The sequence below is a fragment of the Ramlibacter albus genome (genome assembly GCF_014297445.1).
Lineage (GTDB): Bacteria > Pseudomonadota > Gammaproteobacteria > Burkholderiales > Burkholderiaceae_C > Ramlibacter > Ramlibacter albus.
The window spans coordinates 793627-817371 of sequence record NZ_JACORU010000001.1; the positions used below are offsets into that span (position 1 = coordinate 793627).

Here is a 23745-nt window from a genome sequence, read left to right on the forward strand (position 1 = left end):
CGCCGGGCTTTGGCAATCAGCCCCGCTTCGCCACCTTCTGGTCGATGGCGCCGAAAACGCTCTGCCCGTCCTTGCCCTTCATCTCGAGCCGGATCGTGTCGCCGAACTTCATGTAATCGGTCGAGGGCTTTCCGTCGAGGATGGTTTCGATCGCGCGCTTTTCCGCGATGCAGGAGTAACCTTTCACCCACTCCTTGCGGCCGTCCTTTTCGACGGCGCGGTTGCTGACGGTGCCGCTGCCCACGATGCTGCCGGCGCGCACATTGCGTGTCTTGCAGATGTGCGCGATCAGCTGGCCAAAGTGAAAAGTCATCTCCTGGCCGGCGTCGCACATGCCGACGGTGCGGCCGTTCCATTGGGCCTGCAGTGTCAGGTTCACCTTGCCGCCTTGCCACGCGCCGCCGAATTCGTCCAGCGTGACGGCCACGGGGCTGAAGGCGGTGGCCGGCTTGCTCTGGAAGAAGCCGAAGCTCTTGGCCAGCTCGTCGGGGATGAGGTGGCGCAGCGACCAGTCGTTGGCGAGCATGGCGAGGCGGATGCCGTCGAGCGCCTGCTCGGGCGAGCTGCCCATGGGGACGTCGCCGGTGACCACCGCCACTTCGGCCTCGAAGTCGATGCCCCAGGCCTCGTCGATGAATGGTGCGTCGTCGCACGGCCCGAGGAAATCGTCGCTGCCGCCCTGGTACATGAGCGGCTCGGTGTAGTAGTTGTCGGGCACCGTGGCGTTGCGCGCCAGTCGCACCAGCTCGACGTGGTTGATGTAGGCGGAGCCGTCGGCCCACTGGTAGGCGCGGGGCAGCGGCGCCATGCATTGCTTCGCGTCGAACGGGAAGGCGTGGCGCGCCTTGCCGGAATTGAGCGTCTCGTACAAGTCCTGCAGCTGCGGCGACAGGAAGCCCCAGTCGTCCAGCACCTGTTGCAGCTTCGCGGCGATGCCGGTCGCGTAGTGGGCGGTGGAGAGGTCGCGGGAGACGACCACCAGCTGGCCGTCGCGCGAGCCATCCTTGTAGGTGGCGAGTTTCATCGTGGGTGTCAGTTAGGATTGCGTGAACCGGATTGGACACGATCCTCGCACATGACCGACAGGCGCGCCCCGCCCGAGAAGCTCGCCCTGCTGGCGGCCGTCGTGCTCGTTTCGCACGCCGTGCTGCTGGACCTCGCGCCGGCCGCGATTTCGCTGGCACGGCCGCAGCAGCTGCCCACGCACGCGTTCACCACGCGCGTGATCGAAGCGCCACGCCCCGCTGCGCCCGCACCTGCCCCGAGGCCGGTTGCGCAGGCACCGCAAGCCAAGCCCGCTGTTGCGCCACAACCCAAGCCTGAGCCGTCGCCCGCGGCGCCGGTTTCTGCCGCACCCGCGACAGCCGAAGCCGCCGCGCCGGCACCGGAGCCGCAAGTGGCAGCCACCGCGCAGCCCAACATCCCCTTCACGCCCGGCACCGACGTCGAGCTCGGCAAGGTGGACGCGGCGGATGTCAATGCCACGCAGGCGTACGCCATCCCCGAGTCCGTCCGCATGAAGTACGAACTCGTCGCCGAACGCTTCGGTCTTACCTTGCGAAGCACCGCCGAACTGCTCTGGCGCCACGACGGCCGGCAGTACGAAGCGGTGCTGGAAGCCGGCGGCGGCATGTTCCCCAAGCGCGTCCAGCGCAGCACCGGCCTGCTCACCTCCGAGGGCCTCGCGCCCGTGCGTTTTTCCGACCGCAGCCGCAACGAAGCGGCCACGCATTTCGTGCGCGGGGAAAAGCGGATCGTGTTCAGCAACAACAAGCCCGACGCGCCCCTGCCGCCCGGCGTGCAGGACCGCCTGAGCATCGTCGTGCAGCTGTGCGCGATGGTGGGTGGCGCACCGCAGCGCTTCCCCAAAGGCACGACGCTCACGGTGCCCACCGCGAGCACCAGCGAGGTCGAGAACTGGATCTTCACCGTCGAAGGCGAGGAAGTGCTGGACCTTCCCGCTGGAAAAATGCCGGGCCTGAAGCTGCAGCGCGCCCCGCGGCGCGAGTACGACGTGAAGGTGGAGCTGTGGCTGGCCCCCGGGCTGGACTACGCGCCGGTACGGCTGCGTCTGACAAACCCAAACGGGGATTCCGTGGACCAGCGCTGGTCCGGTGCCGACAGGCCCTGAGCTCGTGTTTGCCTACCCTGAAAGGCATGGGAAAGGCCATTCCCGGTACTTTCCGACGTTCGGCCGGTGCACCTTGAAACGGGCATGAACGTTGCCAACTACAAGGACCAGAAGGAATACACGATGCAAATGCTCTATGACTCCGACTCGTTCGTCGTGGTGCACCTGCAGGCGAACCAGCCCGTCGAGGGGGACCTGGGCCCGGGCGTCGCGCGCCATGGCTTCGAGATCGTCGACAAGCGGTCCAACAAGGAGGTGTACCTGGACGGCCAGTGGGCCGACGCCTTCCAGCGCCAGATCAACGCCTGGCAGCTGAACACGCCCACGCAGGAAGAGGTGGAAGCCACGCTCGACGGCTACGCCGAACTTGCGCAGAACCCGCTCGTCATCCACTAATCCCATTTGTCCGGTAGAGCCGCCTGAACAGCGGCTCGACCAGCACCAGCACCGCCACGAGGCGGCAGACCTGGAAGGCGGTCACCACCGGAACCCCCAGCTGAAGCACCTTGGCCGTGATGGCCATCTCGGCAATGCCGCCCGGCGACGTGCCGAGCACGAGCGTGGCCGGGTGCAGGCCCGTGGCATACGAAAGTGCCAGCGCGAACACGCCGCAGATCACGATCATCCCGACCGTCCCCAGCGCCACCGACAGCAGCCAGCGCGGCGCGCTGCCGAGGAACTCGCGCTGGAAGCGCACGCCGAGGCTGACGCCGATCACCAGCTGGGCCGTATTGCTCAGCCATTGCGGCATGGCCGAGAGCTCGATGCCGAACATTGTCAGGCCCATTGACACGATCAGTGCGCCCAGGAACCACGGATTGGCACGTCCCGTCTTGTTCATGAGCCATGCGCCGCCCATCGCCGCGGCCAGCAACACCGCCAGTCCGATGGCGCTGAAGGTGCGCGGGCCGGGCAGCGAAGGGTCGATGCCCTGCAGCCCCGCCGCCATCACGGCGAAGGGTACCGAGAGCGTCACGATGATCAGCCGGACGCTGTGGGCGGCGGCGACCAGGTCGGTGCGGCCGCCTTCGCGTTCGGCCAGCAGGGTCATCTCGGAGGCACCGCCGATGGCGGCGGCGAAGTAGGTCGTCACGCGCCTCTCCTGGTCCGTGCCCGTGAGCCCCTTGGAATTCACGCGATGCAGCCACGCGCCGAAGCCCCAGCCGAGGGCGAGGGCCCACACGATGGCCAGAACGATCGTCCACCACAGGCTCGCGACGAGCGCCACCACCTGCGGCGTGAAGTAGAGCCCGAGCGCGGTGCCGATCAGCCATTGCCCGGCGTTGCGGAAGGGGCCGTAGCTGCGCGTAGGCGCGCCGAGGATGGACGCGATCGAGGTGGCGAGCAGCGGGCCGATCATCCACGGGATGGGCGTGCGCAGCCACACGCACGCGAGCGCCGCGGCCAGCGCGAGCGCCAGCGTGAGCGCAACGCGAACTCCGGCCACCTTCATCTGGCGTAGTATCGCCGCATGGTCCGGCTGTCTGGCTTGCTGCTGCCTTTCGTGCTGGCGGCTTGCGCCGCATTCAACCCCATTCCCCCCGAAGGCCCCGTGCCCGCCCTGCTGCTGGGCGAGCAGCACGACGCGCCCGAGCACCAGAAGCTGCATCGCGACGTGGTCGACGCACTTGCCGCGCGCGGCGTGCTGGCGGCCGTGGTGCTCGAGATGGCCGAGGGCGGGCACAGCACGCTGGGCCTGCCGGCCGCCGCGACGGAGCAGCAGGTGCAGGCCGCGCTCGGCTGGAACAACAGCGCGTGGCCGTGGGACCAGTACGGCCCCGCCGTGATGGCCGCCGTGCGCGCGGGCGCGCCGGTGTTCGGCTCGAACCTCAATTCGACACAGATGCGCGCCGCCATGGCCGACGCCTCGCTCGACGGCCTGCTGCCCGAGCCTGCGCTGCGCGTGCAGCGCGAGGCCATCCGCGCCGGCCACTGCAACATGCTGCCCGAGACGCAGATCCCGCCGATGGTCCGCGTGCAGATCGCGCGCGACCAGGCGATGGCGCGCACGATCCTCGCCGCGGCGGCCAAGGGCAAGACGGTCGTGCTGCTGGCCGGCTCCGGCCACGTCAACGCGCAGGCCGGCGTACCGCAGCACCTGCGGCCGCAGCTGCGCGCGGAGTCGGTGATGCTGCCGCCGGTGGATACCGGCAAGGACTATTGCGAGGACTTCCGCAAGTCGCGCGGAAAACCGCCGGCATGACGGCGCCGTCCCGCGGCGTCGTGAACGTCGCCGAGATCAACCCGCACGCGCCGCGGCCCTTCACCTTCACCGAAGCGGCGCTGTGCCTGCGCGATTCGATCCGCCGGCTCGGCTACACCTGCGATCTGCACGTCAACCGTGCCGACACGGCGCAGCGCTGCATCGTGCTTGGCGCGCTGCCGCCCAACCTGCCGGCGGTGGACCAGCTCGCGCCCGCGAAAGCGGCGATCTTCAATTTCGAGCAGCTGGGGAGCACGCAGTCCGTCACGGGCGAGGACTACGCGAACTGGCTGCGGCAATGGGTGGTGGCGGACTACCACAGCGCCAACATCGACTGGCTGCGGCGCGAAAGCGGCGGCGAGCAACGCGCGTTCGAGCTGCCCGTCGTGCCGAGCGAATCGATCGCGTGGCGGCCGGACCTGCCGTACGAGCCCGAAGTGGACGTGCTGTTCTTCGGCACGCTCAGCGAGCGGCGGCAGCGCATCATCGACGGCTTGCAGGCGGCGGGGCTGACGGTGGAAGTCGTCGCGGGTTCGTTCGGCGAGGAGCTCGCGCCGGCGATCAAGCGCGCGCGCATCGTGCTGCACGTGCACTTCTACGAGACGGGGCTGTTCCCCATCGCGCGCATCCTGCAGCCGGTGGCGCAGGGTGTGGCCATCGTCTGTGAGCAGTCGGTGTTCTCGCGGCTGTCGGACTGGTCGGCTTCCGGCATCGTGTTCGCGCCCTACGAGCGGCTGGTGGATGCGTGCAAGCGGCTGGCCGCCAACGATGCGGAACGCGAGATGCGCGCAAGGCGCAACCTCGAGTTCGCAGCGGCGATCGATTTCGCCCCGCCATTCGAGCGGCTGATGCGTGCGCTGGACGATGCGCCGGTGCGCAACGAAGAGATCGAGAAGATGCTGGAGGCCGAAGCGACCGAGCTGCCGCCCGAAGCGCACCTGGCGGCGCCCGCGTTCAAGATCGCGGAGCGCCACCCGGGGCAGGGCAAGTACGGGAAGTGGATCGTGGCGCTGCTGATCCTGTTCAGCCTCTACACGATCTGGTTGAGTATGCGTTAGCCCCCACGCTCCCCGCTTCGCGAGGTTCGCTGCCCCCCGAGGGGGCTGTTTCGCCTTGGGGCGGCCCGGCGGCGAAACGCGCTAAGCGTTTTTTTTGATCGAATCCGCCAGCGTGTTCACCAGCTGGTCGATGTGCGACTTCTCCACGATGTACGGCGGCGCGATCACCACCACGTCGCCCGCGGGCCGCACGAGCGCGCCCTTCTTGAAGCAATCGAGGTAGATGTCGAAAGCGCGCTTGCCCGGCGTACCCGCGATCGGCGCCAGTTCCACCGCCGCCGCCAGGCCGAGGCTGCGGATGCCGACCACGTTGGGCAGCCCCTTGAACGTCGAGTGGAACGCATTGCCCAGCAGCTTGCCCATCTCACCGGCGCGCTGGAACAACGCATCCTTCTGCATCAGGTCCAGCGTGGCGATGGCCGCGGCGCACGCCACCGGGTGCCCCGAGTACGTGTACCCGTGGAAGAACTCGATCACGTGCTCCGGCGCGTCCGTCTTCATCATCGCGTCGTACAGCTTGTCGCGGCAGATGACGCCGCCCATCGGGATCACGCCGTTGGTGACGCACTTGGCGAAGTTCAGCATGTCGGGCACGACGCCGTAGAAGTCGGCGCCGAAGTTCGTGCCCAGGCGCCCGAAGCCGGTGATGACCTCGTCGAAGATCAGCAGGATGCCGTGCTTGTCGCAGATCTCGCGCAGGCGCTTGAGGTAGCCCTTGGGCGGGATGTACCAGCCGGCCGAGCCCGCAACCGGCTCGACGATGATCGCGGCCACGTTGCTCGGGTCGTGCAGCGGCAGGATGCGGTTTTCCAGCTCGAGCAGCGGGTCTTCGTCCCACACCGGCTCGGTGTTGTGGATGAAGGCGTGCTTGGGGTCGTGGATGAAGCGCAGGTGGTCGACGCGCGGCAGCAGCGCCGTGCCGAACACCTTGCGGTTGGCCGGGATGCCGCCCACGCTCATGCCGCCGAAGCCCACGCCATGGTAGCCCTTCTCGCGGCCGATGAAGATGTTGCGGTGCCCTTCGCCGCGCGCGCGGTGGTAGGCCAGCGCGACCTTCAGCGACGTGTCGGCCGCCTCGGAGCCCGAGTTGCAGAACAGCACGCGGTTGAGGTCGCCGGGCGCCATCTCGGCGATCTTCTGCGCCGCGATGAAAGCCTGGTCGTTGCTCGCCTGGAACGCGGTGGAGTAGTCCAGCGTGTTCAGCTGCTTAGTGATGGCGTCGTTGATGGGCTTGCGGTTGTGGCCCGCGCCCACGCACCACAGGCTGGAGATGCCGTCGACCACCTTGCGGCCGTCGTGGGTGGTGAACTCCATGCCGTCGGCGCCGACGAAGACGCGCGGCTCCTTGCGGAACTGGCGGTTGGGCGTGAAGGGCAACCAGTGGTTGTCCATGGTGAAGTCGTTGTAGGCCATGCCTGTCTCCTGAAACTGCTTACTTCAATGCGCCGAAAACCCGGCCGATAACGCTGCTGCCGCTGCCCATCGGGTCGCGGCGGAAGCTGCGCTCCTGCTCGCCGATCACGTGGTACAGCCCGTCCAGCGCCTTGCGCGTGACGTAGTGGTCCATTGTCGCGTCTTCCTGCCGCACCAGCCCGAGGCCCGTGGCTTTACCCGCCACGGCATCGTACTTCTGGGCCAGCGCGACCTTTTCCGTGGACTTTCGCACGACAGGCAGGAACTGCGCGGTGAGCGGCTCGCGCGTCTTGCCCGCGAAGAAGTTCGTCACCGACGTGTCGCCGCCCGTGAGGATGTTCTTGGCGTCGACGACGGTCATGTTGCGCACGGCGTCGGTCACCAGCTTGCGCGCGAGCGGCACGGCCGCCTCGGCGGCGCGGTTCATCGCGACCTCCAGGTCCTTCACCTGCTGGCTGCGGCCGATCGCGTTGAGCAGCTTGGCCGCGTCCTTGAGGTAGCCGGGCAGCGGGATGCGCACCTTCGGGTTGCCGAGAAAACCGTCGGGCGCGCCGAGCAGGCGGATGGCCGTGTCCGCGCCTTTTTCGAGCGCGGCCTTCAGGCCCTGCGACGCGTCGGCGCTGGACAGCGCGGCCAGGCCTTGCGCCGCGCACGGCCATGCCGCCGGCGCGAGCAGCACGATGCCCACGCGGGCCGCGGCCGCGCGGCGGGGAAGGGGCGTGTCACGCATCCGGCCATCATGCTCCCGAGCGCCGCGTGGGGCAACCCGCCGCCTGCGACAATCCGCGTGATATGACCCGCGCCTACATCCTCACCCTGTCCTGCCCCGACCAGCCCGGCATCGTGCATGCCGTCTCCGGCTTCCTGTACGAGCGCGGCGGCAACATCGAGGAGGCGGCGCAGTACAACGACCACGGCACGGGCCTGTTCTTCATGCGCGTGCGCTTCGCGTGCGACCAGCTCACCTTCGAGGACCTGAAGGAGCAGCTGAAGTTCTTTGCCGACCCCTTCAAGATGCAGTGGAAGCTGCACTCCACCGAGCAGCCCATGCGCACGGTGATTTTCGTCAGCAAGGAAGGCCATTGCCTCAACGACCTGCTGTTTCGCGTGAAAAGCGGCCTGCTGCCACTTGACGTGCGGGCGATCGTGTCAAACCACCGCGAGTTCTACCAGCTGGCGGCCAGCTACAACATCCCCTTCCACCACATCCCGGTGGTGGGCGGCAACAAGGGGCAGGCCGAGGCGAAGCAGTTCGAGATCATCGAGAGCGAGGGCGCGGAACTCGTGGTGCTGGCCCGCTACATGCAGATCCTGTCGGACGACCTGTGCCGCAAGCTCTCCGGCCGCGCGATCAACATCCACCACAGCTTCCTGCCCAGCTTCAAGGGCGCCAAGCCGTATTACCAGGCGCACGACCGCGGCGTGAAGCTGATCGGGGCGACAGCGCACTACGTGACGGCCGACCTCGACGAGGGGCCGATCATCGAGCAGGACGTGGCGCGGGTGGACCATAGCTATACCGTCGAATCGCTCACCGCCACCGGTCGGGATACCGAGTGCCTCGTGCTGGCGCGCGCAGTAAAGTGGCACAGCGAGCACCGGGTGCTGCTCAACGGGCACCGGACGGTGATCTTCCGCTAGGCCCGCCGCGCGGCGGGCGAAAGGGGCCTGTCATGAAGGTGTTGATCCTCGGCGCCACCGGCGGCACCGGCCGCCATCTCGTGACGCAAGCCCTTGAGCAGGGCCACGAAGTCACCGTGCTCGTTCGCAATCCCGCGAAGCTGGGCGAACTCCAGCCCAGAGTGCGCGCCATCCAAGGCAGCTTGCCCGAGGGCGGCGAGGCCTTGCAGGCGGCCGTGCGCGGCCAGGATGCCGTCATCAGCTCGCTGGGCCTCGGGAACGGCACGAATCCAGATGGGTTGATGGAACGGTCGGTGCCCGCCATCGTCGCGGCGATGCGCAGCGCGGGCGTGAAGCGGCTGGTGCACATTTCCGCCTTTGGAGTCGGCCCCACGAAGGGCGACGTGCCTCTCGTGCCGCGGCTTGCGCAGCGCCTCTTCCTCTCGAAGGTCTTTGCCGACAAGGAGGCGGGCGAGAGGGCGCTACCCGCGAGCGGGCTCGATTGGACGGTCGTCTACCCCTCCGTGCTGACCGACGGGCCGAAGACCGCGAAGATCCGTTACGGAGAGCACTTGCCACTCTCGGGCATCCCGAAGATCTCGAGGGCGGACGTGGCTGCTTTCACGCTGGCCCAGCTTACCGACAAGACCTACGTCGGCAAGGGTGCGCTCGTGACTTCATGAAGGCTCACGTCGGAGCCTGGGCCTTCTCCCCCACGTCCCAGAAAATCCCCGTCATGATCCGCAGGCCCTCGCGGGCGACGCTCGCGAGGAGGTGCTCGTTGGGGGCGTGCTGCGAGCAGGCGGCGTAGGAGTGCGGCACCCACACCGTCGGCATGCCGATGGTGTCGGTGAACACGTCGTTCGGCAGCGAGCCGCCGAGGTTGGGCAGGATGGCGGGCCTGCGGCCGGCGGTACGCTCGAGGGAAGCAGCCGCGAATTTCGCCCACGGGTTCTCGGGGTCGAGGCGCGTGGCTTTCATCACGACCTCTTTCGCCGGGATCACCTCGACGGCCTGGAAACCATGCTTGTCGAGATGGCGACGCAGCGCGGGCAGGATCCCGGAGGGTTCGGTGCCGACGACGAAGCGCAACTGGCAGTGCGCGGTGGCCATCGGCGGGATCGCATTGACAGGCCGGTCCGGGTTGCCCGTGCGGAAAGCCAGCACCTCGAAACTGTTCCAGCCGAACACGCGCTCGGCCGGCGTGAGCGAGGCCTCGCCCCAGTTCTCGTCGACCTGCGGGCCATCCTCACCGGCTTCGATGTGCGCGTCGGCGAGCGCCGCGCGCACCGCAGGCGTGAGCGTGGTGGGGCGCCACTGCGGCACACGAATCTGCCCGCGCTCGTCGGCGATGCAGGCAATGGCATGGGCGAGCACGATGCCCGGGTTGGCGATGAGCCCACCCCAGTTGCCGGAGTGATGGCCGCCTTCGCGGTACTTCAACCGCAAGTCGAAATTGAGCGCGCCCCGCGTGCCGCCGAAGATCGTCGGCCGCCCCGGCTGCAGGCGCGGACCGTCGGAGGCGATGAGGACATCGGCCTTGAGCTCGTCGCGATGCTCGCGGCAGAACTCCTCCAGCCCCGGTGACCCCGTCTCCTCGCCCGTCTCCACGAGGATGACGGAGTTGAACCCGAGCGCGCCCCCTTCCTTCAACACGCACTGCAGCGCCCCGAAATTGATCGTGTGCTGCCCCTTGTTGTCCGCCGTACCGCGGCCATAGAGCCGGTCGCCCTCGCGCACGATCTTCCACGGCGACAGGCCTTCGCGCCATTGCTCGTCCTGCCCGCGGATCACGTCGCCGTGCCCGTAGGTCAGCACGGTGGGCAAGCCGTCGCCCTCGATGCGCCGCGCGATGAGGAACGGCCCGTACTTCGGCCGCGGGTTGTCGAACACCTGCCACTGGTAGCCCAGCTTCGACAGCGACGGCCCGATCTCGCCCTGCACGTACTCGCGCAAGGCCGGCATCGAGTCGGCCTCCTGGCTGGTGGTGGGGATGGCGACGCGCCGCTGCAGGTCGGCGAGGAAACCGCCTTCGTCGAAATACGTCTCGGCGCGGGCGATCGCCGCTTCGCGTGTGGCCATGGACTGCTCCTTCGCTGTGCGAGCGCACAGTATGGCGGCAGCCCCCCACCCGGCGACAATAGGGGGATTGCCCATGACAGCGCGCATCCCGCCCATCCAGTGCCTGCTGACGTTCGAAGCCCTCGCGCGGCTTCGCTCGGTGACGCAGGCCGCCGAAGAGCTGTGCGTCACGCCCAGCGCGGTGAGCCACCGCGTGCGCCAGCTGGAGCAGATCCTGGGCACCAAGCTGTTCGGCCGCTCCGACTTCTCCCTCACCACCGAGGGCAGCGAATACCTCGCCCACGTGCGCGAAGGGCTCGCGGTGCTGGGCCGCTTCCCGGGCCAGGGCGTGGCGCAGGGCAAGCGCAAGCTGCGCGTGGCGGTGACGCCGACCTTCGCGCGGTCCATCCTGATGCCGCGGCTGCGCGCCTTCATCGAGGCCTATCCCGAGATCGACCTCACGCTGCAGGTCTCCATCCCGCTGCTGGATGTGGTCGCCGAGGACGCGGACCTGATGATCCGCTTCGGCACCGGCCGCTACGCCGACGTGGAGCACCTGTGCCTGCTCACCGACGAAGTGACGCCGCTCGCCGCGCCCGCCTTCCTGCGCGAGCACGGCCCTTTCGACACCGTGGAAGACCTGCTGGCCGCCAAGTTGATCAAGAGCCCGCTGGAGCCCTGGCGCACGTGGTTCCTCGCGCACGGCGTGGACGCGCCGGAGCCGGCCGAGGGCTCCTCGTTCAACGACATCGGGCTGATGTGCGATGCTGCGGCCCAAGGCCTGGGCATCGCGCTGGTCCGGCTGAAACTGGGCCAGCCCTGGCTGGAGAACGGCACGCTGGAGCGCCTGTCGCCGCGCAACGTGCCGAGCCCGCACGCGCACTACCTTTGCTGGCGCACGGGCACGATGGAGCGGTGGGAATGCGCGGCTTTCGCGGAGTGGCTGAAGAAGAGTGTGGGGTGAAGTCCTGAAGTCCGGTCGCTGGGCGGTCGCGCTCGCGTCGCTGCTGCTCGCGGCGGCGTGCGCGCGCGCCGCCTCCGCCGACATCACGACCACCGCCCAGTACGGCATCGACCCCACGCGCACGGCCACCGTGCAACAGGTGGACGCCGGTGCGCTGGCACTCAAGCCCCTGGAAAAACACGAAGCCTTCGCACTGGAAGGCAAGGCCATGTGGCTGCGCCTGGACCTGCCGCCGCGCGCAGGCGAGCAGCACCGCTACGTGGCACTTTCCGGCGGCGCCTTCATCGACCGCGCGAGCTTCTTCACACGCGGCACCGACGGGCGCTGGCGCGAGCAGCGCGCCGGCGACTTCGTGCCGGTGTCGCAGTGGCCGCACCCGCACATCGCGCCGCTGTTCTCCGCGGACGCGGCGGGCCCGGCGTGGCTGCGCATCGAGAACCGCCCGGCGCCGCTCAGCCCCTTCGTCAAGCTGCTGGACGAGGACGACCTGCAGCAATCGCGCCAGTGGACCTTCCTGCTGGTGGGCGGCTATCTCGGCTTCGGCCTGCTGGTGCTGCTGGTGGGCGTGACGCAGGGCTACCTGTATGGCGAGCGGGCGTTCCACTCCTACTGCACCTACGTGCTGATGATGCTGCTGTTCCAGCTGGCGTACACCGGCATGGGCGGGCTGTTCGTATGGCCCACGTCGGCGGCGTTCAACGACGCGTCTCCCGCGCTCTTCATGCTGTTGATGACGGCGGCGGGCATCTGGAACATTCGCGAGTCGGTGGCGTTGCAAAGGCACAGCCCCCTCGTGGATCGCCTCACCATCGGCTTCTGCATTTTCGGCGTGCTCTTCGCCGCCGTGTACACGGCGTTCACTTCCGCGTGGTCGTATGCGGTGCTGATGATCTACGGCCTCGCGGCCGTCGTGCTGAGCATCACGCTGTGCCTGTGGACGTGGCGGCGCGGCGAGCGCTGGTCGCTGTGGATCTTTCTGGGCTTCCTGCCGATCCACCTCGCCTATCCGTTCCCCGCGCTGCGCGCGTCGGGCGTGCTGCCGGATAGCTGGGCGTCGCAGTATGCGGTGCTGATCGGCTCGGCCATCGAGATCCCGCTGCTGCTGTTCATCCTGCACTGGCGGGCGCGCGAGTTCAGCGAGAACCGCGCTCGCCTGCGTGCGCTGGACAGCACCGACCCGCTCACCGGCCTGGCCGTGGTGCCCGTGCTGCGCCTGCGCCTGCGCGACTCGCTGCGGCGCGCACGGCGCCTCGACCACCCCGCGGCGCTGCTGCTGGTGGAGGTGGCGAACCATGCGGAGATCGTCGCGCGCGAGGGGCGCGAAGCCGGCGACCGCGCGCTGGTCGTTGCGGCCGGCAGGCTGTCGCGCCTCGTGCGCGAGATCGACACCGTCTGCCGCATCAGCAACACGCGCTTCGCCATCCTCGTGGAAGGCCCGCAGCCGGACGAAGCGCGGCGCGCGCTCGCGCCGCACATGGTGGCGCGCGGGCTCGAGCCGCTGCCGCACATGCCGAACGACCTCGCGTTGCGGCTGAAGGTGGTGACGCTGCCTGTGCCCGACACCTCCGCCCACACCACCGTCGACGGCTCGGCGGACGAGCAGCGGCTGCTGGAGCGCGCGAACGAGGCGCTGGACCTGTTCCTCGGCGACCCCAAGCGCGCCGTCTACCACCTGGGCCGCGTGGACGAGCCGGCCACGGCGCCGTCGGTGTTCGATTCCGAGCCCCTGCGTGCGCTCAAAGGGCGCTGACGCCCGGCTTCAGGCAAACAACGCCAGCAGCTCGCGCGTGTACGCCTCCACATTGGCCGGGTGCGCGGTATCCAGCGACTGCAGCAGCTCGCGCGTGCTGCGCTTCGCGTCGGCGATGCGCAGGTCGTGCTCGGCATGCGCGCGCAGCAGCGCGGCGCCGCCCGCTTCGCAATCGAAACCCGGGTAGTAGTAGCCGTGGCCGCGCAGCAGCGGCGAGTTGTGCACGAGCGGGTAGCCGCCGTAGAGCGCCTCGTAGTAGAGGTAGTTCTGCGCGTTGGCCCACTGGTGCGAGACGATGCAGTCGCCGAAATTCGCCATGAACTCGTACACGGCGAAGCGACCTTCGAACGTGGCCACCCCGTGCTGCACCACGTCGAGCGAGCGCGCCATGTGCAGGAACTGCACGTGGTCCTTCAGGTGCAGCGTGTTGCACACGCGCAGTTGCTCCAGGAAGTTGGGTCGCCGGCGGTAGGCCTCTTCGCAGGCGAGCATCGGGATGATGCTGGTCTTGACCATGCACACGTTCGGCTCGAAGGCGCACACGCGCCAGCGCGGCTTGCCCGCGACGTAGCCGAACGAAGTGCCGGCGGGCAGGGAGCGGATGCCGATATCGAAGAACAGCGGCGTCCACAGGTGCGGCAGCACCTTCACCGGCGCGCGCGTGGGGATGCCGAAGTAGTCGCGGCACTGTTCCTCGTACTGCGGCAGGGTCCAGATGGCGTCGTACGGCTTGTGGTCGTAGAGCGAGGCCGCGGGCTTGCCGAACATCGCGCGCTCGATGTCGATGACGTAGTCGTTGCCCACGCGCATCCACGCATAGCGGCCGCCCCTGGCGCGGAAGGCCGCGGCCCAGTCGGCCGGGAGCAGCGCGCTCATCTCGATGACGACGTCGAGCGACATCGCCTCGTCCAGCCCCACGCAGCGCAGCCCCGTGTGTTCCAGCAGCATCGCGGGGCTGGGCACCGCGGCCGCGCCGTGCGCGACGATGACCGCCTCTTCGACGGCGGGCGAGTGGTTGAACAGCTGTGCGAGGAAGGCGCAGTTCTGGAAGATGCCGTTTTCCCAGATCGACTGGGTGGCGTCACGCAGGTTCAGCGTGACGCCGACGCGCAGCTTGCGGGCGGGGGCGCTCATGCGGCCAGCCTCCGCCTGAAAGCCGCGACGTTCTCCGCGCGGTCCGGTGCGAGCGTGGCGAGGAAGGCTCTCGACGCGGTGCGGTATTCGCGCCAGTAGCCCGGCTCCTCGTCGCGCGCGCCAAGCAGTGCGCGGGCGGCACCCAAAGCATCGAAGCCGTCGTAGAACAGGCCCGCGCCCGCATCGCGCAGGAACGGCGAGTTGTGCACCAGCGGGTAGCCGCCGTGCAGCGCGTCGTAGTAGAGGTAGTTCTGCGCGTTCTCCCACTGGTGGCTCACCACCGCGTCCAGCCGGAAGCGCCCCATGCACTCGGCGAACGCGACACGCGGCTCGAACGACGCGCGGCCGTCCTTCACCAGGTCCAGGCCGGCGGCCAGCGTGTTGAAGCTGGGGTGCTCCTTCATGTGCAGGCTGTTCATCACCATCATCGTGTCGATCGCGCCGCGGTTGGTGCGGTACGCCTGCTCGCACGCCAGCATGGGCACCATGCCGTTCTTCACGACGGAGATGTTGGGCTCGAAGATGCCCACGCGCCAGCCCGCGCGCGGCGAGCGGCTGCCCAGGTCGAACCCGAAGGCCTGCCCGCCCGCGGCGATGCTGCGCTCGAGGAAGGCGGGCGACCAGATGTGCGGCACGGCATGCACCGGCACGCGCGCCAGCGTGCGCAGCATCGGCGCGCAGCTGTCCATGTACTGGGGCAGCGTCCACACCTCGTGCCATGGGGCACCCGTGAACGTGAGCCCGCCCGTGCGGCCGAAGAGCGGGTTCTCCGCGGCCATCGCGTAGGTGTGGCCCACCACGAACAGCACGAGCTTCGCGCCGAGCGCGCGCACGTGCTTCATCCATTCCAGCGGCAGCTGCGCGCCCATCTCGATGACGACGTCGACCTTGTGCGTCACATCCGCGGGCCGCACCAGCGGCACGCCGGGCAAGGCATCGGCCATGCCTTCGGGCAGCGCGTCGCCGTCGCCGCCGTTGACGAGGTAGATACCGCCCACGCCCGGCGAGTGGCGCAGCAGGTGCACGAGGAACGCGATGTTCTGGTTGACGCCGCTGCTCCACACGTTGGAGCCGGGCGAGGCGAAGACGGAGATGCCGACGTTCATGGCTGCCTCAGGTGAGCGGGGCCTGCATGAGGCCGTGCAGCAGCTCGCCGTAGGCCTGCGTGAGCGCGCGCTGGCCGGGCAGGTAGCGGCTCATCGCCTGGCGCTGGCGGTGCCGGTAGGTGTCGTGGCCGGCGTCGTGCGTGTCGAGCGCCTCGAGCAGGCGCGCGCAGCCTGCCTGCACGTCGTTGCCGGGGTAGAAGTAGCCCAGGTCGCTGCATAGCGCCGCGTTGTGCACCAGCGGGTAGCCCTGCCAGCAGGCTTCCAGGTAGGCGTAGTTGAGCGGGTTGTCCCACTGGTGCGATATGACCACGTCGGTGGCGGCCGAGAGGAACTGCGGCGTGTCGTAGCGGCCCACGAACGCGGCCTTGTGGTCGCGCACGAGCGAGAGCTGGTTCATCAACGCGATGAATTCGGCGCTGTGCGTAGCCAGGTGCTCCGCGTTCGTGACGTGCAGCATGCCGACGAGGCCCGGGGCGGCGCGATAGGCCTCTTCCGCGATGAGGATCGGGTAGAGGCAGAACTTCACCACGTCGTGGTTGGGCTCCATCACGCTCAGCCGGCGCGCGCCGGTGCGCGGGCGGTATTCGCCGCCGCCCGGCAGCGCCTGCGCGGCCTGCACCAGCAGGACCGGGTCCCACACGAAAGGCACGATGCGCGGCTCGCGGCGGCGCAGCGTGCGGAAGAAGTGCAGGCTGTTGCCGGCCACCTGCGGGATCACCCACACCGCGTCGTAGCGCGGGTTGACGAAGAGCTCGTAGCCGAACATGGGGCGGCCGAACATCACCGACTCCATGACGCTCACGTACTCGCTGCCGCAGCAATAGGACACGAGCCGGGTGCCGCGCTCCTTGAGGTAAGCCGTCTGCTGCGCACTCACCTGCCCGCCCAGCTCGATGAGCACGTCCAGCGCGTCCTTCGCCGCATCGAAGGCGACGGCAGGCCAGCGCTGCAGGTCCCACGGCAGCGCGGGCGTGATGGCCACGGCGGTGGTGTTCACGAGCACCACGGACGCCACGCCCTCGACGTGCTTGAGCGCCTCGGCCAGGTAGATCGCGTTCTGCTTGATGCCGTTGACCCAGAGCGACTCGCCCTCGGCGCCCAGCCCGATCGTGATGCCGATGCGCAGGCCGCCGTCAGTCCGGAAGGCGGACACTGCCGGCCTCGACGCGCTTGACGCGGAAGCGGTTGCCGGAGGCGACGTGCATGTACTCGAACTCGTCGCCCTCGAGCTTCTGGACCAGGTAGGCGTTGATCACGTCGGGCTTGCGCGCTTCTGTGGGAAGGTCGTTCACCTCGGTCGTGACCGTGAAGTACATGCCGTTGGAGACGCCCCAGAGGCCGCGGTTCTTCAGCTCCGCCACCACCTTGCCGTTCTCGTACATGCGCGCGTGCAGCGTGAAAGTGCCGTCGGCGGCGCGCGTGGTGACGAAGCGCTGCAGCGCCTGCCGCGGCGCGGGCTGGTATTCGCCGTACCAGGTGCCGGCGGCCTTCTTCTCGGGATCGGAGTGCGTCTGCGACCAGGCCGGCGCGGCGAGCGCGATCGCGGCGGACAACGCGGTCAGGAACTTCTTCGCTTGCATGGCTTCCTCTCGTGGTTACTTCCAGCGGATGCCGATGCCCGCGCCCACGCTGAAATCGCGCGTGTTGCTCGAGACACCGACGTTGTAGGTGATCTTCCCGGTGCGGTCGACGCCCTGGAACGTGACGGCCAGTGCCTTGTTGCCGCCGTAGTAGCCCACGCCCGCGCCGAACGCCATCTCGCCCGCTTCGTACAGCGCGACCCGCGCCGACGACATGGCGACGGACATCGCGACGCCCGCGTACGCACGGCGCTCGACGTCGCGCAGTTGCGAGACGTTCACCGCGTCGGTGGGCGCGATGCCCGGCGCGACATTCGTGATGCGCCGCTCGGCGCCCTGGCTGCCGACGGAGACGGTGCCGGGCTGTTCGGCCGTGGAGCCGTTGCCGATGGCCACCGAGTTCGGCGCCGCCGCGACGCTGTTGTTGCCCAGCGCCACCGAATAGTCGCCCACGGCCTGCGCGCGGTCCCCGACGGCCGTGGTGTTCAGGCCCTGCGCCTGCGCCTGCACGCCCACCGCGACCGAGGAGCGTGCGACCGCCCCGTCGCCGATGGCGACCGAACCGGTGCTCTCCGCGCGCGCCTGGTTGCCGATGGCGACCGAGCCCCTGCCGATGGCTTGCGTGCGAGAGCCGACGGCGGTGGCGTCGTCCGCCATCGCCGCCGCGTTGCTGCCGACCGCGGTGGCGTTGTTGGCCGCCGCCGTGCCGGTGCCCGTGCGCGCGCAGTAGCCGAGCGCTGACGCGGCCATGCCGTTGGCAAAAGCGCAGTCGCCCGCCGCCGTCGCCTGCGCGCCCGTGGCGCGCGAGCCGCCGCCGAATGCACGGGCCCCTTCGCCGTCGACCTCGCCGCCGCCCAGGCGCACCTGGGTCTGCAGTGTGCGGATCTGCCCGTCCTGCACGCCGTGGCCGGTGGAGGCGGAGGTGGACAGCGAAGCGATGGCGCTGTTGAGGGTGTTGAGGTCGAGCGAGAGGTTGTCCACGCGCGCGGTGGTTGCGTTGAGGCTGGCGATCGAGGTGACGAGCAGCGGGTCGGGTGCGATGCCGCCGGCGCCTTGCACCCCCTGCGCGCCTTGGGCGACGGCGGGGGCCGCGGGTGATGGCGCAGGAGCCGACGCAGTGGTGGATGTCGATGCGGTCGTGGGCGCCGGGGCGGGAGCGGATGACGCGGCCGGCCCGGGGGCCGGGGCGCCCGCCGCCGAGGACGAGACCGACGTGGACAGCGATGCGACGTTCGCCGACAGCGCGGCCATCGTGCTCACGGTGCTGGCCGACAGCGACGCGAGCCCCGCATTGAGCATGGAGCCGACCGACGCGAGGCCGGAGGACGTCGATGTGGACAGCGAGGCGATGCTCGTGTTGGCCGCGACGAGCCCGCTGGACAGCGATGCGACACCGGACGACAGGCCGAAGAAGCCGGTGGACAGCGAGCCGATGGTGCTGGCGGCGCTGGCCACGCTCGACGAGAGCGAAGCAGTCGTGGTGCTGAGGCCGGTCGACAGCGACGCTACGCTGCCGGCGACGGTGCTGAGCCCGGCCGCCGTGGCCGTGGACAGCGAGGCCACCGTGCTGGCCCCCGCGCTGAGCGCGCTGGAGGTGGACGTGGACAACGAGCCGAGCGCGCTCGCCGTGGAAGTGACACCGCTGGAGAGTGACGAGATGCCGCTGGCCGCGCTGCTCAGGCCCGTGGACACGGAGGTCGACAGGATGCCGATCGTGCTGGCCGTGCTGCTCAAGCCGGTCGACAGCGAGCTGATGCCGCTCGTGGCGGCGACCAGGCCCGTGGACGCCGACGTGGACAGCGAGCCCAGCGTGCTCGCGGTGCTGCTCAGGCCGGTGGACAGCGACCCGAGCGAGGTGCCGGTGGCGGTGGACAGCGACGCGATCGCGCTCGTGGCGCCGCTGACGCCGGCGGAGAGCGACCCGACGGACGACGCCACGCTGGTGGACAGCGAACCGATGGATGCGCCGGTGGCGGTCGACAGCGATGCGATCGCGTTGTTCGCGGCGCCGAGCCCGCTGGACAGCGAGGTGACGGCGCCCTGCGTTGCGGCGACGGCCGTGGAGAGCGAGCCCACCGCGGCGCCCGCGCTGGTGGAGAGCGAAGCCACGGTGCTGTTCGTTGCCGCGAGCCCGGTGGACACCGACACGAGCGAGGCCGCGGCGCTGGTGGACAGCGAGGCGACGGCCGCGTCGGTGCCCGTCGAGAGGGACGTGATGGCCGAGCCCGTGCTTGCCGAGAGCGACGTGACCGCACCCGCTGTCGCCGCCAGGCCGGTCGAGAGCGTGTCGAGCCCGCTGCGGGTGCTGGTGGACAGGGAACCGATGGAGGTGCCGGTGGTTGTCGAGAGCGAGGCCAGCGACGCGGCCGAGGCGGAAGACAGGGACGCGATGGCGGCGCGGGAGGTGGTGGACAGCGAGGCCACCGCGCCCGCGGTGCCGGTGGACAGCGAGGTGACCGCCGTATCGGTGCCGGTGGACAGGGATGCGATCGCCGAACCGGTGCTTGTCGAGAGCGACGTGACCGCGCCTGCGGTCGCCGCCAGGCCGGTCGACAGCGAGCCCAGCGCACTGCCCGTGCTGGTGGACAGCGCCGCGAGCGAGGCGTTCGTCGCGGTGGACAGGGATGTGACAGCGTTGTTCGAAGCAGTCGACAGCGACGTGACCGCGTTGTTCGAGGCGGTCGACAAGGACGTGATCGCGTTGCTCGCGGCGGTGGACAGGGTGTTGAACGTGTCGTTCGTCGCCGTGGACAGCGACGCCACCGAATCGGCCGTCGCGCCGATGGACGTGCTGAGCGCGCGAGCCGAGGTCGACAGCTGGCGCACCGTCGCCGCATCCCCGTCCTGCGCGCCGTCGGCCACGTTCTGCAGCCGGCGCGTGGCGCCGGTGGCGCTGTCGCCGATCGACACGGCGCCGGCGGTCGGCGTCGATCCGGTGAGCCAGGCCGCCTGGGTGGTGGCCTCGGTGCGCGAGCCCGCGCCCAGCGCAACCGAGTTGTCGTGCGTGGCCCGCGCGTCGCGGCCGATGGCGACACCGGCGGCGGAGGTCACCGCGGCGGCGTTGCCGATCCGCACCGTGGGGCCGGCGAGGCTCGTGGACAGCGAGCCGATGCCGCTTTCGGCCATGGTGGTTCGCGTCTCGAGGCTGTTCGTGCGCGTCCCCAGCGTGGCGAGCACACCTTCGGCGGTGGTGGTTCGCGACTCGAGCGTCGTGGCCCGCGCGCCCAGCGCCGTGATGTCGCTTTCCGCGGTGGTGGTGCGTGACTCCACGCTGGTGGTGCGAGTCCCCAAGGTGGCGAGGAGGCTTTCCGCCGTGGTGGTCCTCGATTCGAGGTTCGTGGCCCGCGTGCCCAGCGTCGTGAGTGTGCCTTCGGCCGCCGTGGTCCTCGACTCGAGCGCGGTAGCGCGCGTGCCGAGCGACGTGATCCCGCTCTCGGCGGTGGTGGTCCGCGATTCGAGGTCGGTCGCGCGCGTCGTGAGGCCGGCGATGTTCGTGGTCGCGGTGCTGACATTGGCCTCGATGCCGTTCGCGCGCGTCGACAGCGATGCGACGCCACTCGTGGCGACCGCCACCTGCGCGACGGTCGCGCCGTCCGAAGCGAGCGTGCCGTCCGCCATGTTCTGGATGCGGCGCGTCAGCCCGCTGGCCGCATCGCCGACCGACACGACGTTCACGGTCGTGGCCTTCGAGTTCTCGCCGAGCGCGACGGCACCGGCGGCCTGCGCCCGCGCGCTGGACCCCAGGGCGACGGCACCGGTGGCCGGCGCGCGCGAATTGGCGCCGAGCGCCACTGCCGACACGCCGTTCGACACGGCCAGCTTCCCGATGGCGACCGCGGAATCCGCACCGGACCCGGCGACGGTGCCCACGCCGAGCGCGATCGAATTGGCGCCTCGCGCATAGGACGAGTCTCCGACCGCGACCGAGCTCCCTCCTTCGGCCGACGCGCCCATGCCCACGGCAACGGCATAGTCGCCCGCGCGCGTGTAGTGGCCGAGCGAGACGGCGTCGGCGCCGGTGCCCAGGTTCGACGCGCCGAGCGCCACGGTGTCCGAATCCCACAGGCGCGTCGAGATCGATGCGACGCCGGTCGACAGCGAGACGATCGACGACGTGGCGGTCGACAGGCCGCTGGTCACGGTCGTGGAGAGTGAAGCGATCGACGAGTTCGCGCCCGCCAGCCCGCCCGACACCGTTGTGGAGAGCGAAGTGACCGACGCGTTGGTCGCGGCCAGGCTGGTCGCGGTCGCCGTCGAGAGAGTCTTCAGCTGCGCGACCGTCGTGCCGTCGGTGTCTTCCGCGCCATCGGCCATGTTCTGGATGCGGCGGGTCAGGCCCGTCGCGCCGATGGACACGCCACCACCTGACGGCGTACCCCCATTGAGGTAGGCGGCGCGCGACGTGTCCGCCGTCTGCGAGCCGATGCCGATGGCCACCGAGTTGGCATGGCTGGCGACCGTGTTGGTGCCGATCGCGACCGCGCCGGACGCGGTCGCCTGGGCGCGCCGGCCCAGCGCAGCCGCATCGGTCGTCGCCGAGCTCTGGTAGCCGGCCGCCGTTGCACCCACGCCGGCGGCGCCCGCCTGCAGGCCGAGGGCGACGCTGTTGTCGGCGGCGTTGGCGAGCTTGCCGACCGCGACGCCCGTGTTGCCGCTGGTCGCGGACTGGCCGATGGCCACGCCCGTTTCACCGGCGACCGCGTTCGCGCCGACCGCCACGCCGAAGGTGCCCACGGTGGTGCCCGAGCCGATGCGAACCGACGGCGAGTTGAGGGCGGTGTCGAGGTCGTCGACGCTGGTCTGCAACGTGGCGAGTTGCGTCGACATGCCGTCGACCTGCGTGGAGATCGACGTGACCGTCGACATGCCGGTGGACAGCTGCGCCACCGTGACGGCGTCCTGGGCGGCCGCGCCGTCCGCGACGTTCTGGATACGGCGCCGCGCCGTCGCACTGCCCACCGACACGGCAGAGGCCGGAGCGGCGATGTTGGTCAGGAGGCTGGTTCCGGAAACTGCGGTGACGGTCGAATTCGCGCCGAGCGCGACGTAGTCCGCGAGGCTTGCGTTCGCCCGGTAGCCGAACGCCGCGGCATTGTTCGCGCTGGCCTTCGACTCACGCCCGAAGGCGACGGCGTTGGTGGCGCTCGCGGCGGCCTGGAAGCCCAGCGCGGCCGCATCGTTGGCGGTGGCGCTGGCGCTGCGGCCGATCGCGATCGATTGGCTGCCGCTTGCCAGCGACTGGAAGCCTTGCGCGAAGGAGTAGTCCGCCGACGCATTGGCGAAGCTTCCGACTGCGACGGCGTAGAGCATCGCGACGCCCGTGGAGGCATGGTCGCCGATCGCCACCGCCGCACTGCCGGCCGCCACGGCGCTGGTACCGACGGCCACCGCGTTGTTGCTGGCGGAAGCGGCGTAGCCGACGGCGACGCCCGAGCTGCCGGCCGTGGTGGTGGTCGCCCCGCTGTTGCTGCCGATGCGGATGGACAGGACACCGTCCGAAGCCCCCGTCACCAGGACGTCGGCCCACGCGCTGCAGGCGCCCGCCAGCCCGAGGCCGGCGAGCAGGGCGCGAACGACCGCCGCAACCGCGCGGGACTTGCCCTTGCCCCGCCCGCGCGCATGTTCATGCGCCACGACCCACGTCCCCGTGGTGTCGTTCCACACCAACCGATATGCCTGGTTCAAGGAATGCATCGACCGCTCCGCCGGCGTGCGGACTTCTGCGGTCCGTCTCGCCCTTCAGTGGCTCCCGCATCCACGTTAGGCAGCGGGCCACGCGGGCGCGTCATACCTCCGGCTGGCGCAATGCGGGAATTGCGTACCAAAGGCCCCAGCCGCCGGGGTTGGGGCGGCCGGGGAGACGAAGGTAAGTGAGCGGGCTACGCCTGCCGCGCAGCCGTGACGACCTGGAAGTTGCCGAAGAAGCAGGTCTCGGTGCCCGCACGCCAGCCGCCCATGCCGTTCAGGCGGGCGACGGGGTCCTGCCAGTCCCACAGGGCGAGCCCCAGCGGCTCGAAGACCTTGAAGTAGGTCCAGGACAGCGCCTTGAGCACCCAAGGCTTGGGCTTGTGGAATTCGCCGAGGTAGAGCGTGCCGCCCGGCGCCATCAGGCGCGTGGCCTCCGCCAGCGCCTTGGTCTTCTCCGCGTGCGGCAGCTCGTGCAGCAGGAAGAACATGATGTTGGCGTGGACCGAGCCGGGCGCGAGCGTCATCGCGGTGGCATCGCCCAGCAGGTACTGCACGCGCTCGCCCCACTGGGCGAGCTTCGTCTTCGCGTGGATCAGTTCGTTTTCGATCAGGTCGACGATGACCACGCGCTCGGCGCCCGAAGCGAACGCGGCCGCAGTCACTCGCGGGATCACGTCACCGAAAGCGCAGGATGTGATGAGCACCGTCTTGCCGCGCAGGTCCGTGGCCCGCAGGCCGGCGACGATCATCGACACGAGGCGGTGGTACTGGAACAGCAGGATGGCGGAGATGACGGGCTGGAAGTCCACCATCTTGATCAGCCGCATGTTGGAGTACACGGGGTACACGTGCGCCGCCGGGTTGCGCTCGCCCGTGAGCGTGCGCACCAGCAGCGCCGCGCGCGTGAACACGAAGAAGAACAGCGCGGTGGAGGCCAGCACGAGTGCGAGCGCGGCAAGGGCGGTAAGCATGCAACCGATCCTGCCGGGCGAGCGCGGGCCGTCAGTTGATCCATCTCATGTGAATTCAACGGGCGC

At 69.7% G+C, this 23745-nt stretch carries 19 protein-coding genes; 8 read left to right on the forward strand and 11 right to left on the reverse strand.

Annotated elements, in window-relative coordinates:
- Positions 1 to 16: 16 nt before the first annotated feature.
- The gene (locus H8R02_RS03770) at positions 17 to 1024 is read right to left on the reverse strand and encodes a fumarylacetoacetate hydrolase family protein (protein WP_187079994.1); all 1008 of its coding nucleotides are present in this window, start codon (positions 1022 to 1024) and stop codon (positions 17 to 19) included.
- Between the two features lie 51 nt (positions 1025 to 1075).
- Between H8R02_RS03770 and H8R02_RS03775 the strand changes: the two genes are divergently transcribed.
- Both H8R02_RS03775 and H8R02_RS03780 read left to right on the forward strand, forming a co-directional pair.
- A complete protein-coding gene (locus H8R02_RS03775) occupies positions 1076 to 2131 on the forward strand; it encodes a DUF3108 domain-containing protein (RefSeq protein WP_187079995.1) in 1056 nt (351 codons plus the stop codon).
- Positions 2132 to 2254: 123 nt separating this feature from the next.
- Positions 2255 to 2527, forward strand: a complete 273-nt coding sequence (locus tag H8R02_RS03780; protein WP_187080588.1) for a BTH_I0359 family protein — start codon at positions 2255 to 2257, stop codon at positions 2525 to 2527.
- Here H8R02_RS03780 and H8R02_RS03785 read toward each other — a convergent pair.
- Complete coding sequence (locus H8R02_RS03785) at positions 2517 to 3584, reverse strand: AbrB family transcriptional regulator (RefSeq protein ID WP_187079996.1); 1068 nt, start codon at positions 3582 to 3584, stop codon at positions 2517 to 2519. The two genes, H8R02_RS03780 and H8R02_RS03785, sit on opposite strands and share 11 nt — an antisense overlap.
- 18 nt (positions 3585 to 3602) lie before the next feature.
- Between H8R02_RS03785 and H8R02_RS03790 the strand changes: the two genes are divergently transcribed.
- Positions 3603 to 4334, forward strand: coding sequence for a ChaN family lipoprotein (locus H8R02_RS03790; protein WP_187079997.1), 732 nt, complete (start codon positions 3603 to 3605; stop codon positions 4332 to 4334).
- A complete protein-coding gene (locus H8R02_RS03795; protein WP_187079998.1) occupies positions 4331 to 5392 on the forward strand; it encodes a CgeB family protein in 1062 nt (353 codons plus the stop codon). Before H8R02_RS03790 ends, H8R02_RS03795 begins: the two co-directional genes overlap by 4 nt.
- 81 nt (positions 5393 to 5473) lie before the next feature.
- Here H8R02_RS03795 and aptA read toward each other — a convergent pair whose 3' ends face one another.
- The gene (aptA, locus tag H8R02_RS03800) at positions 5474 to 6805 is read right to left on the reverse strand and encodes an omega-aminotransferase AptA (protein WP_187079999.1); all 1332 of its coding nucleotides are present in this window, start codon (positions 6803 to 6805) and stop codon (positions 5474 to 5476) included.
- 19 nt (positions 6806 to 6824) lie between these two features.
- Entirely contained in the window at positions 6825 to 7535 is a 711-nt protein-coding gene (locus H8R02_RS03805; RefSeq protein ID WP_187080000.1) for a DUF4197 domain-containing protein, read from the reverse strand.
- A gap of 62 nt (positions 7536 to 7597) precedes the next feature.
- On the opposite strand from H8R02_RS03805, the gene purU reads away from it, so the two are divergent.
- Complete coding sequence (gene purU / locus H8R02_RS03810; RefSeq protein WP_187080001.1) at positions 7598 to 8446, forward strand: formyltetrahydrofolate deformylase; 849 nt, start codon at positions 7598 to 7600, stop codon at positions 8444 to 8446.
- A gap of 32 nt (positions 8447 to 8478) precedes the next feature.
- Positions 8479 to 9108 (forward strand): NAD(P)-dependent oxidoreductase, encoded by a 630-nt coding sequence (locus H8R02_RS03815; protein ID WP_187080002.1) that lies wholly within the window; start codon positions 8479 to 8481, stop codon positions 9106 to 9108.
- 4 nt (positions 9109 to 9112) lie between these two features.
- Here the strand turns inward: H8R02_RS03815 and H8R02_RS03820 are convergent, their stop codons facing one another.
- The gene (locus tag H8R02_RS03820; protein WP_187080003.1) at positions 9113 to 10507 is read right to left on the reverse strand and encodes a M20 family metallopeptidase; all 1395 of its coding nucleotides are present in this window, start codon (positions 10505 to 10507) and stop codon (positions 9113 to 9115) included.
- Positions 10508 to 10580: 73 nt separating this feature from the next.
- Between H8R02_RS03820 and H8R02_RS03825 the strand changes: the two genes are divergently transcribed.
- Positions 10581 to 11450: a LysR substrate-binding domain-containing protein gene (locus H8R02_RS03825; protein WP_187080004.1), complete on the forward strand. Its 870-nt coding sequence runs from the start codon at positions 10581 to 10583 to the stop codon at positions 11448 to 11450.
- A complete protein-coding gene (locus tag H8R02_RS03830; RefSeq protein ID WP_187080005.1) occupies positions 11440 to 13200 on the forward strand; it encodes a sensor domain-containing diguanylate cyclase in 1761 nt (586 codons plus the stop codon). Before H8R02_RS03825 ends, H8R02_RS03830 begins: the two co-directional genes overlap by 11 nt.
- A gap of 9 nt (positions 13201 to 13209) precedes the next feature.
- On the opposite strand, the gene H8R02_RS03835 is transcribed toward H8R02_RS03830, so the two are convergent.
- The 6 genes from H8R02_RS03835 to H8R02_RS03860 all read right to left on the reverse strand — a co-directional run bounded on the left by H8R02_RS03835 (position 13210) and on the right by H8R02_RS03860 (position 23679).
- A complete protein-coding gene (locus H8R02_RS03835) occupies positions 13210 to 14334 on the reverse strand; it encodes a DUF2827 domain-containing protein (protein ID WP_187080006.1) in 1125 nt (374 codons plus the stop codon).
- Complete coding sequence (locus H8R02_RS03840) at positions 14331 to 15440, reverse strand: DUF2827 domain-containing protein (protein WP_187080007.1); 1110 nt, start codon at positions 15438 to 15440, stop codon at positions 14331 to 14333. The genes H8R02_RS03835 and H8R02_RS03840 overlap by 4 nt, the downstream gene beginning before the upstream one ends.
- A gap of 7 nt (positions 15441 to 15447) precedes the next feature.
- Positions 15448 to 16593, reverse strand: a complete 1146-nt coding sequence (locus H8R02_RS03845; protein ID WP_187080008.1) for a DUF2827 domain-containing protein — start codon at positions 16591 to 16593, stop codon at positions 15448 to 15450.
- The gene (locus H8R02_RS03850) at positions 16574 to 17020 is read right to left on the reverse strand and encodes a hypothetical protein (RefSeq protein WP_187080009.1); all 447 of its coding nucleotides are present in this window, start codon (positions 17018 to 17020) and stop codon (positions 16574 to 16576) included. Before H8R02_RS03850 ends, H8R02_RS03845 begins: the two co-directional genes overlap by 20 nt.
- Positions 17021 to 17035: 15 nt before the next feature.
- Entirely contained in the window at positions 17036 to 22714 is a 5679-nt protein-coding gene (locus H8R02_RS03855; protein ID WP_187080010.1) for an ESPR-type extended signal peptide-containing protein, read from the reverse strand.
- A 185-nt stretch (positions 22715 to 22899) separates the two neighbouring features.
- Positions 22900 to 23679, reverse strand: a complete 780-nt coding sequence (locus H8R02_RS03860; RefSeq protein WP_187080011.1) for a class I SAM-dependent methyltransferase — start codon at positions 23677 to 23679, stop codon at positions 22900 to 22902.
- Positions 23680 to 23745: the final 66 nt, after the last annotated feature.

Coding starts and splice junctions, on each gene's coding strand:
- H8R02_RS03770 (WP_187079994.1), bottom strand. CDS start 1,024: ATGAAACTCGCCACCTACAAGGATGGCTCGCGCGACGGCCAGCTGGTG.
- H8R02_RS03775 (WP_187079995.1), top strand. CDS start 1,076: ATGACCGACAGGCGCGCCCCGCCCGAGAAGCTCGCCCTGCTGGCGGCC.
- H8R02_RS03780 (WP_187080588.1), top strand. CDS start 2,255: ATGCAAATGCTCTATGACTCCGACTCGTTCGTCGTGGTGCACCTGCAG.
- H8R02_RS03785 (WP_187079996.1), bottom strand. CDS start 3,584: ATGAAGGTGGCCGGAGTTCGCGTTGCGCTCACGCTGGCGCTCGCGCTG.
- H8R02_RS03790 (WP_187079997.1), top strand. CDS start 3,603: ATGGTCCGGCTGTCTGGCTTGCTGCTGCCTTTCGTGCTGGCGGCTTGC.
- H8R02_RS03795 (WP_187079998.1), top strand. CDS start 4,331: ATGACGGCGCCGTCCCGCGGCGTCGTGAACGTCGCCGAGATCAACCCG.
- aptA (WP_187079999.1), bottom strand. CDS start 6,805: ATGGCCTACAACGACTTCACCATGGACAACCACTGGTTGCCCTTCACG.
- H8R02_RS03805 (WP_187080000.1), bottom strand. CDS start 7,535: ATGCGTGACACGCCCCTTCCCCGCCGCGCGGCCGCGGCCCGCGTGGGC.
- purU (WP_187080001.1), top strand. CDS start 7,598: ATGACCCGCGCCTACATCCTCACCCTGTCCTGCCCCGACCAGCCCGGC.
- H8R02_RS03815 (WP_187080002.1), top strand. CDS start 8,479: ATGAAGGTGTTGATCCTCGGCGCCACCGGCGGCACCGGCCGCCATCTC.
- H8R02_RS03820 (WP_187080003.1), bottom strand. CDS start 10,507: ATGGCCACACGCGAAGCGGCGATCGCCCGCGCCGAGACGTATTTCGAC.
- H8R02_RS03825 (WP_187080004.1), top strand. CDS start 10,581: ATGACAGCGCGCATCCCGCCCATCCAGTGCCTGCTGACGTTCGAAGCC.
- H8R02_RS03835 (WP_187080006.1), bottom strand. CDS start 14,334: ATGAGCGCCCCCGCCCGCAAGCTGCGCGTCGGCGTCACGCTGAACCTG.
- H8R02_RS03840 (WP_187080007.1), bottom strand. CDS start 15,440: ATGAACGTCGGCATCTCCGTCTTCGCCTCGCCCGGCTCCAACGTGTGG.
- H8R02_RS03850 (WP_187080009.1), bottom strand. CDS start 17,020: ATGCAAGCGAAGAAGTTCCTGACCGCGTTGTCCGCCGCGATCGCGCTC.
- H8R02_RS03855 (WP_187080010.1), bottom strand. CDS start 22,714: ATGCATTCCTTGAACCAGGCATATCGGTTGGTGTGGAACGACACCACG.
- H8R02_RS03860 (WP_187080011.1), bottom strand. CDS start 23,679: ATGCTTACCGCCCTTGCCGCGCTCGCACTCGTGCTGGCCTCCACCGCG.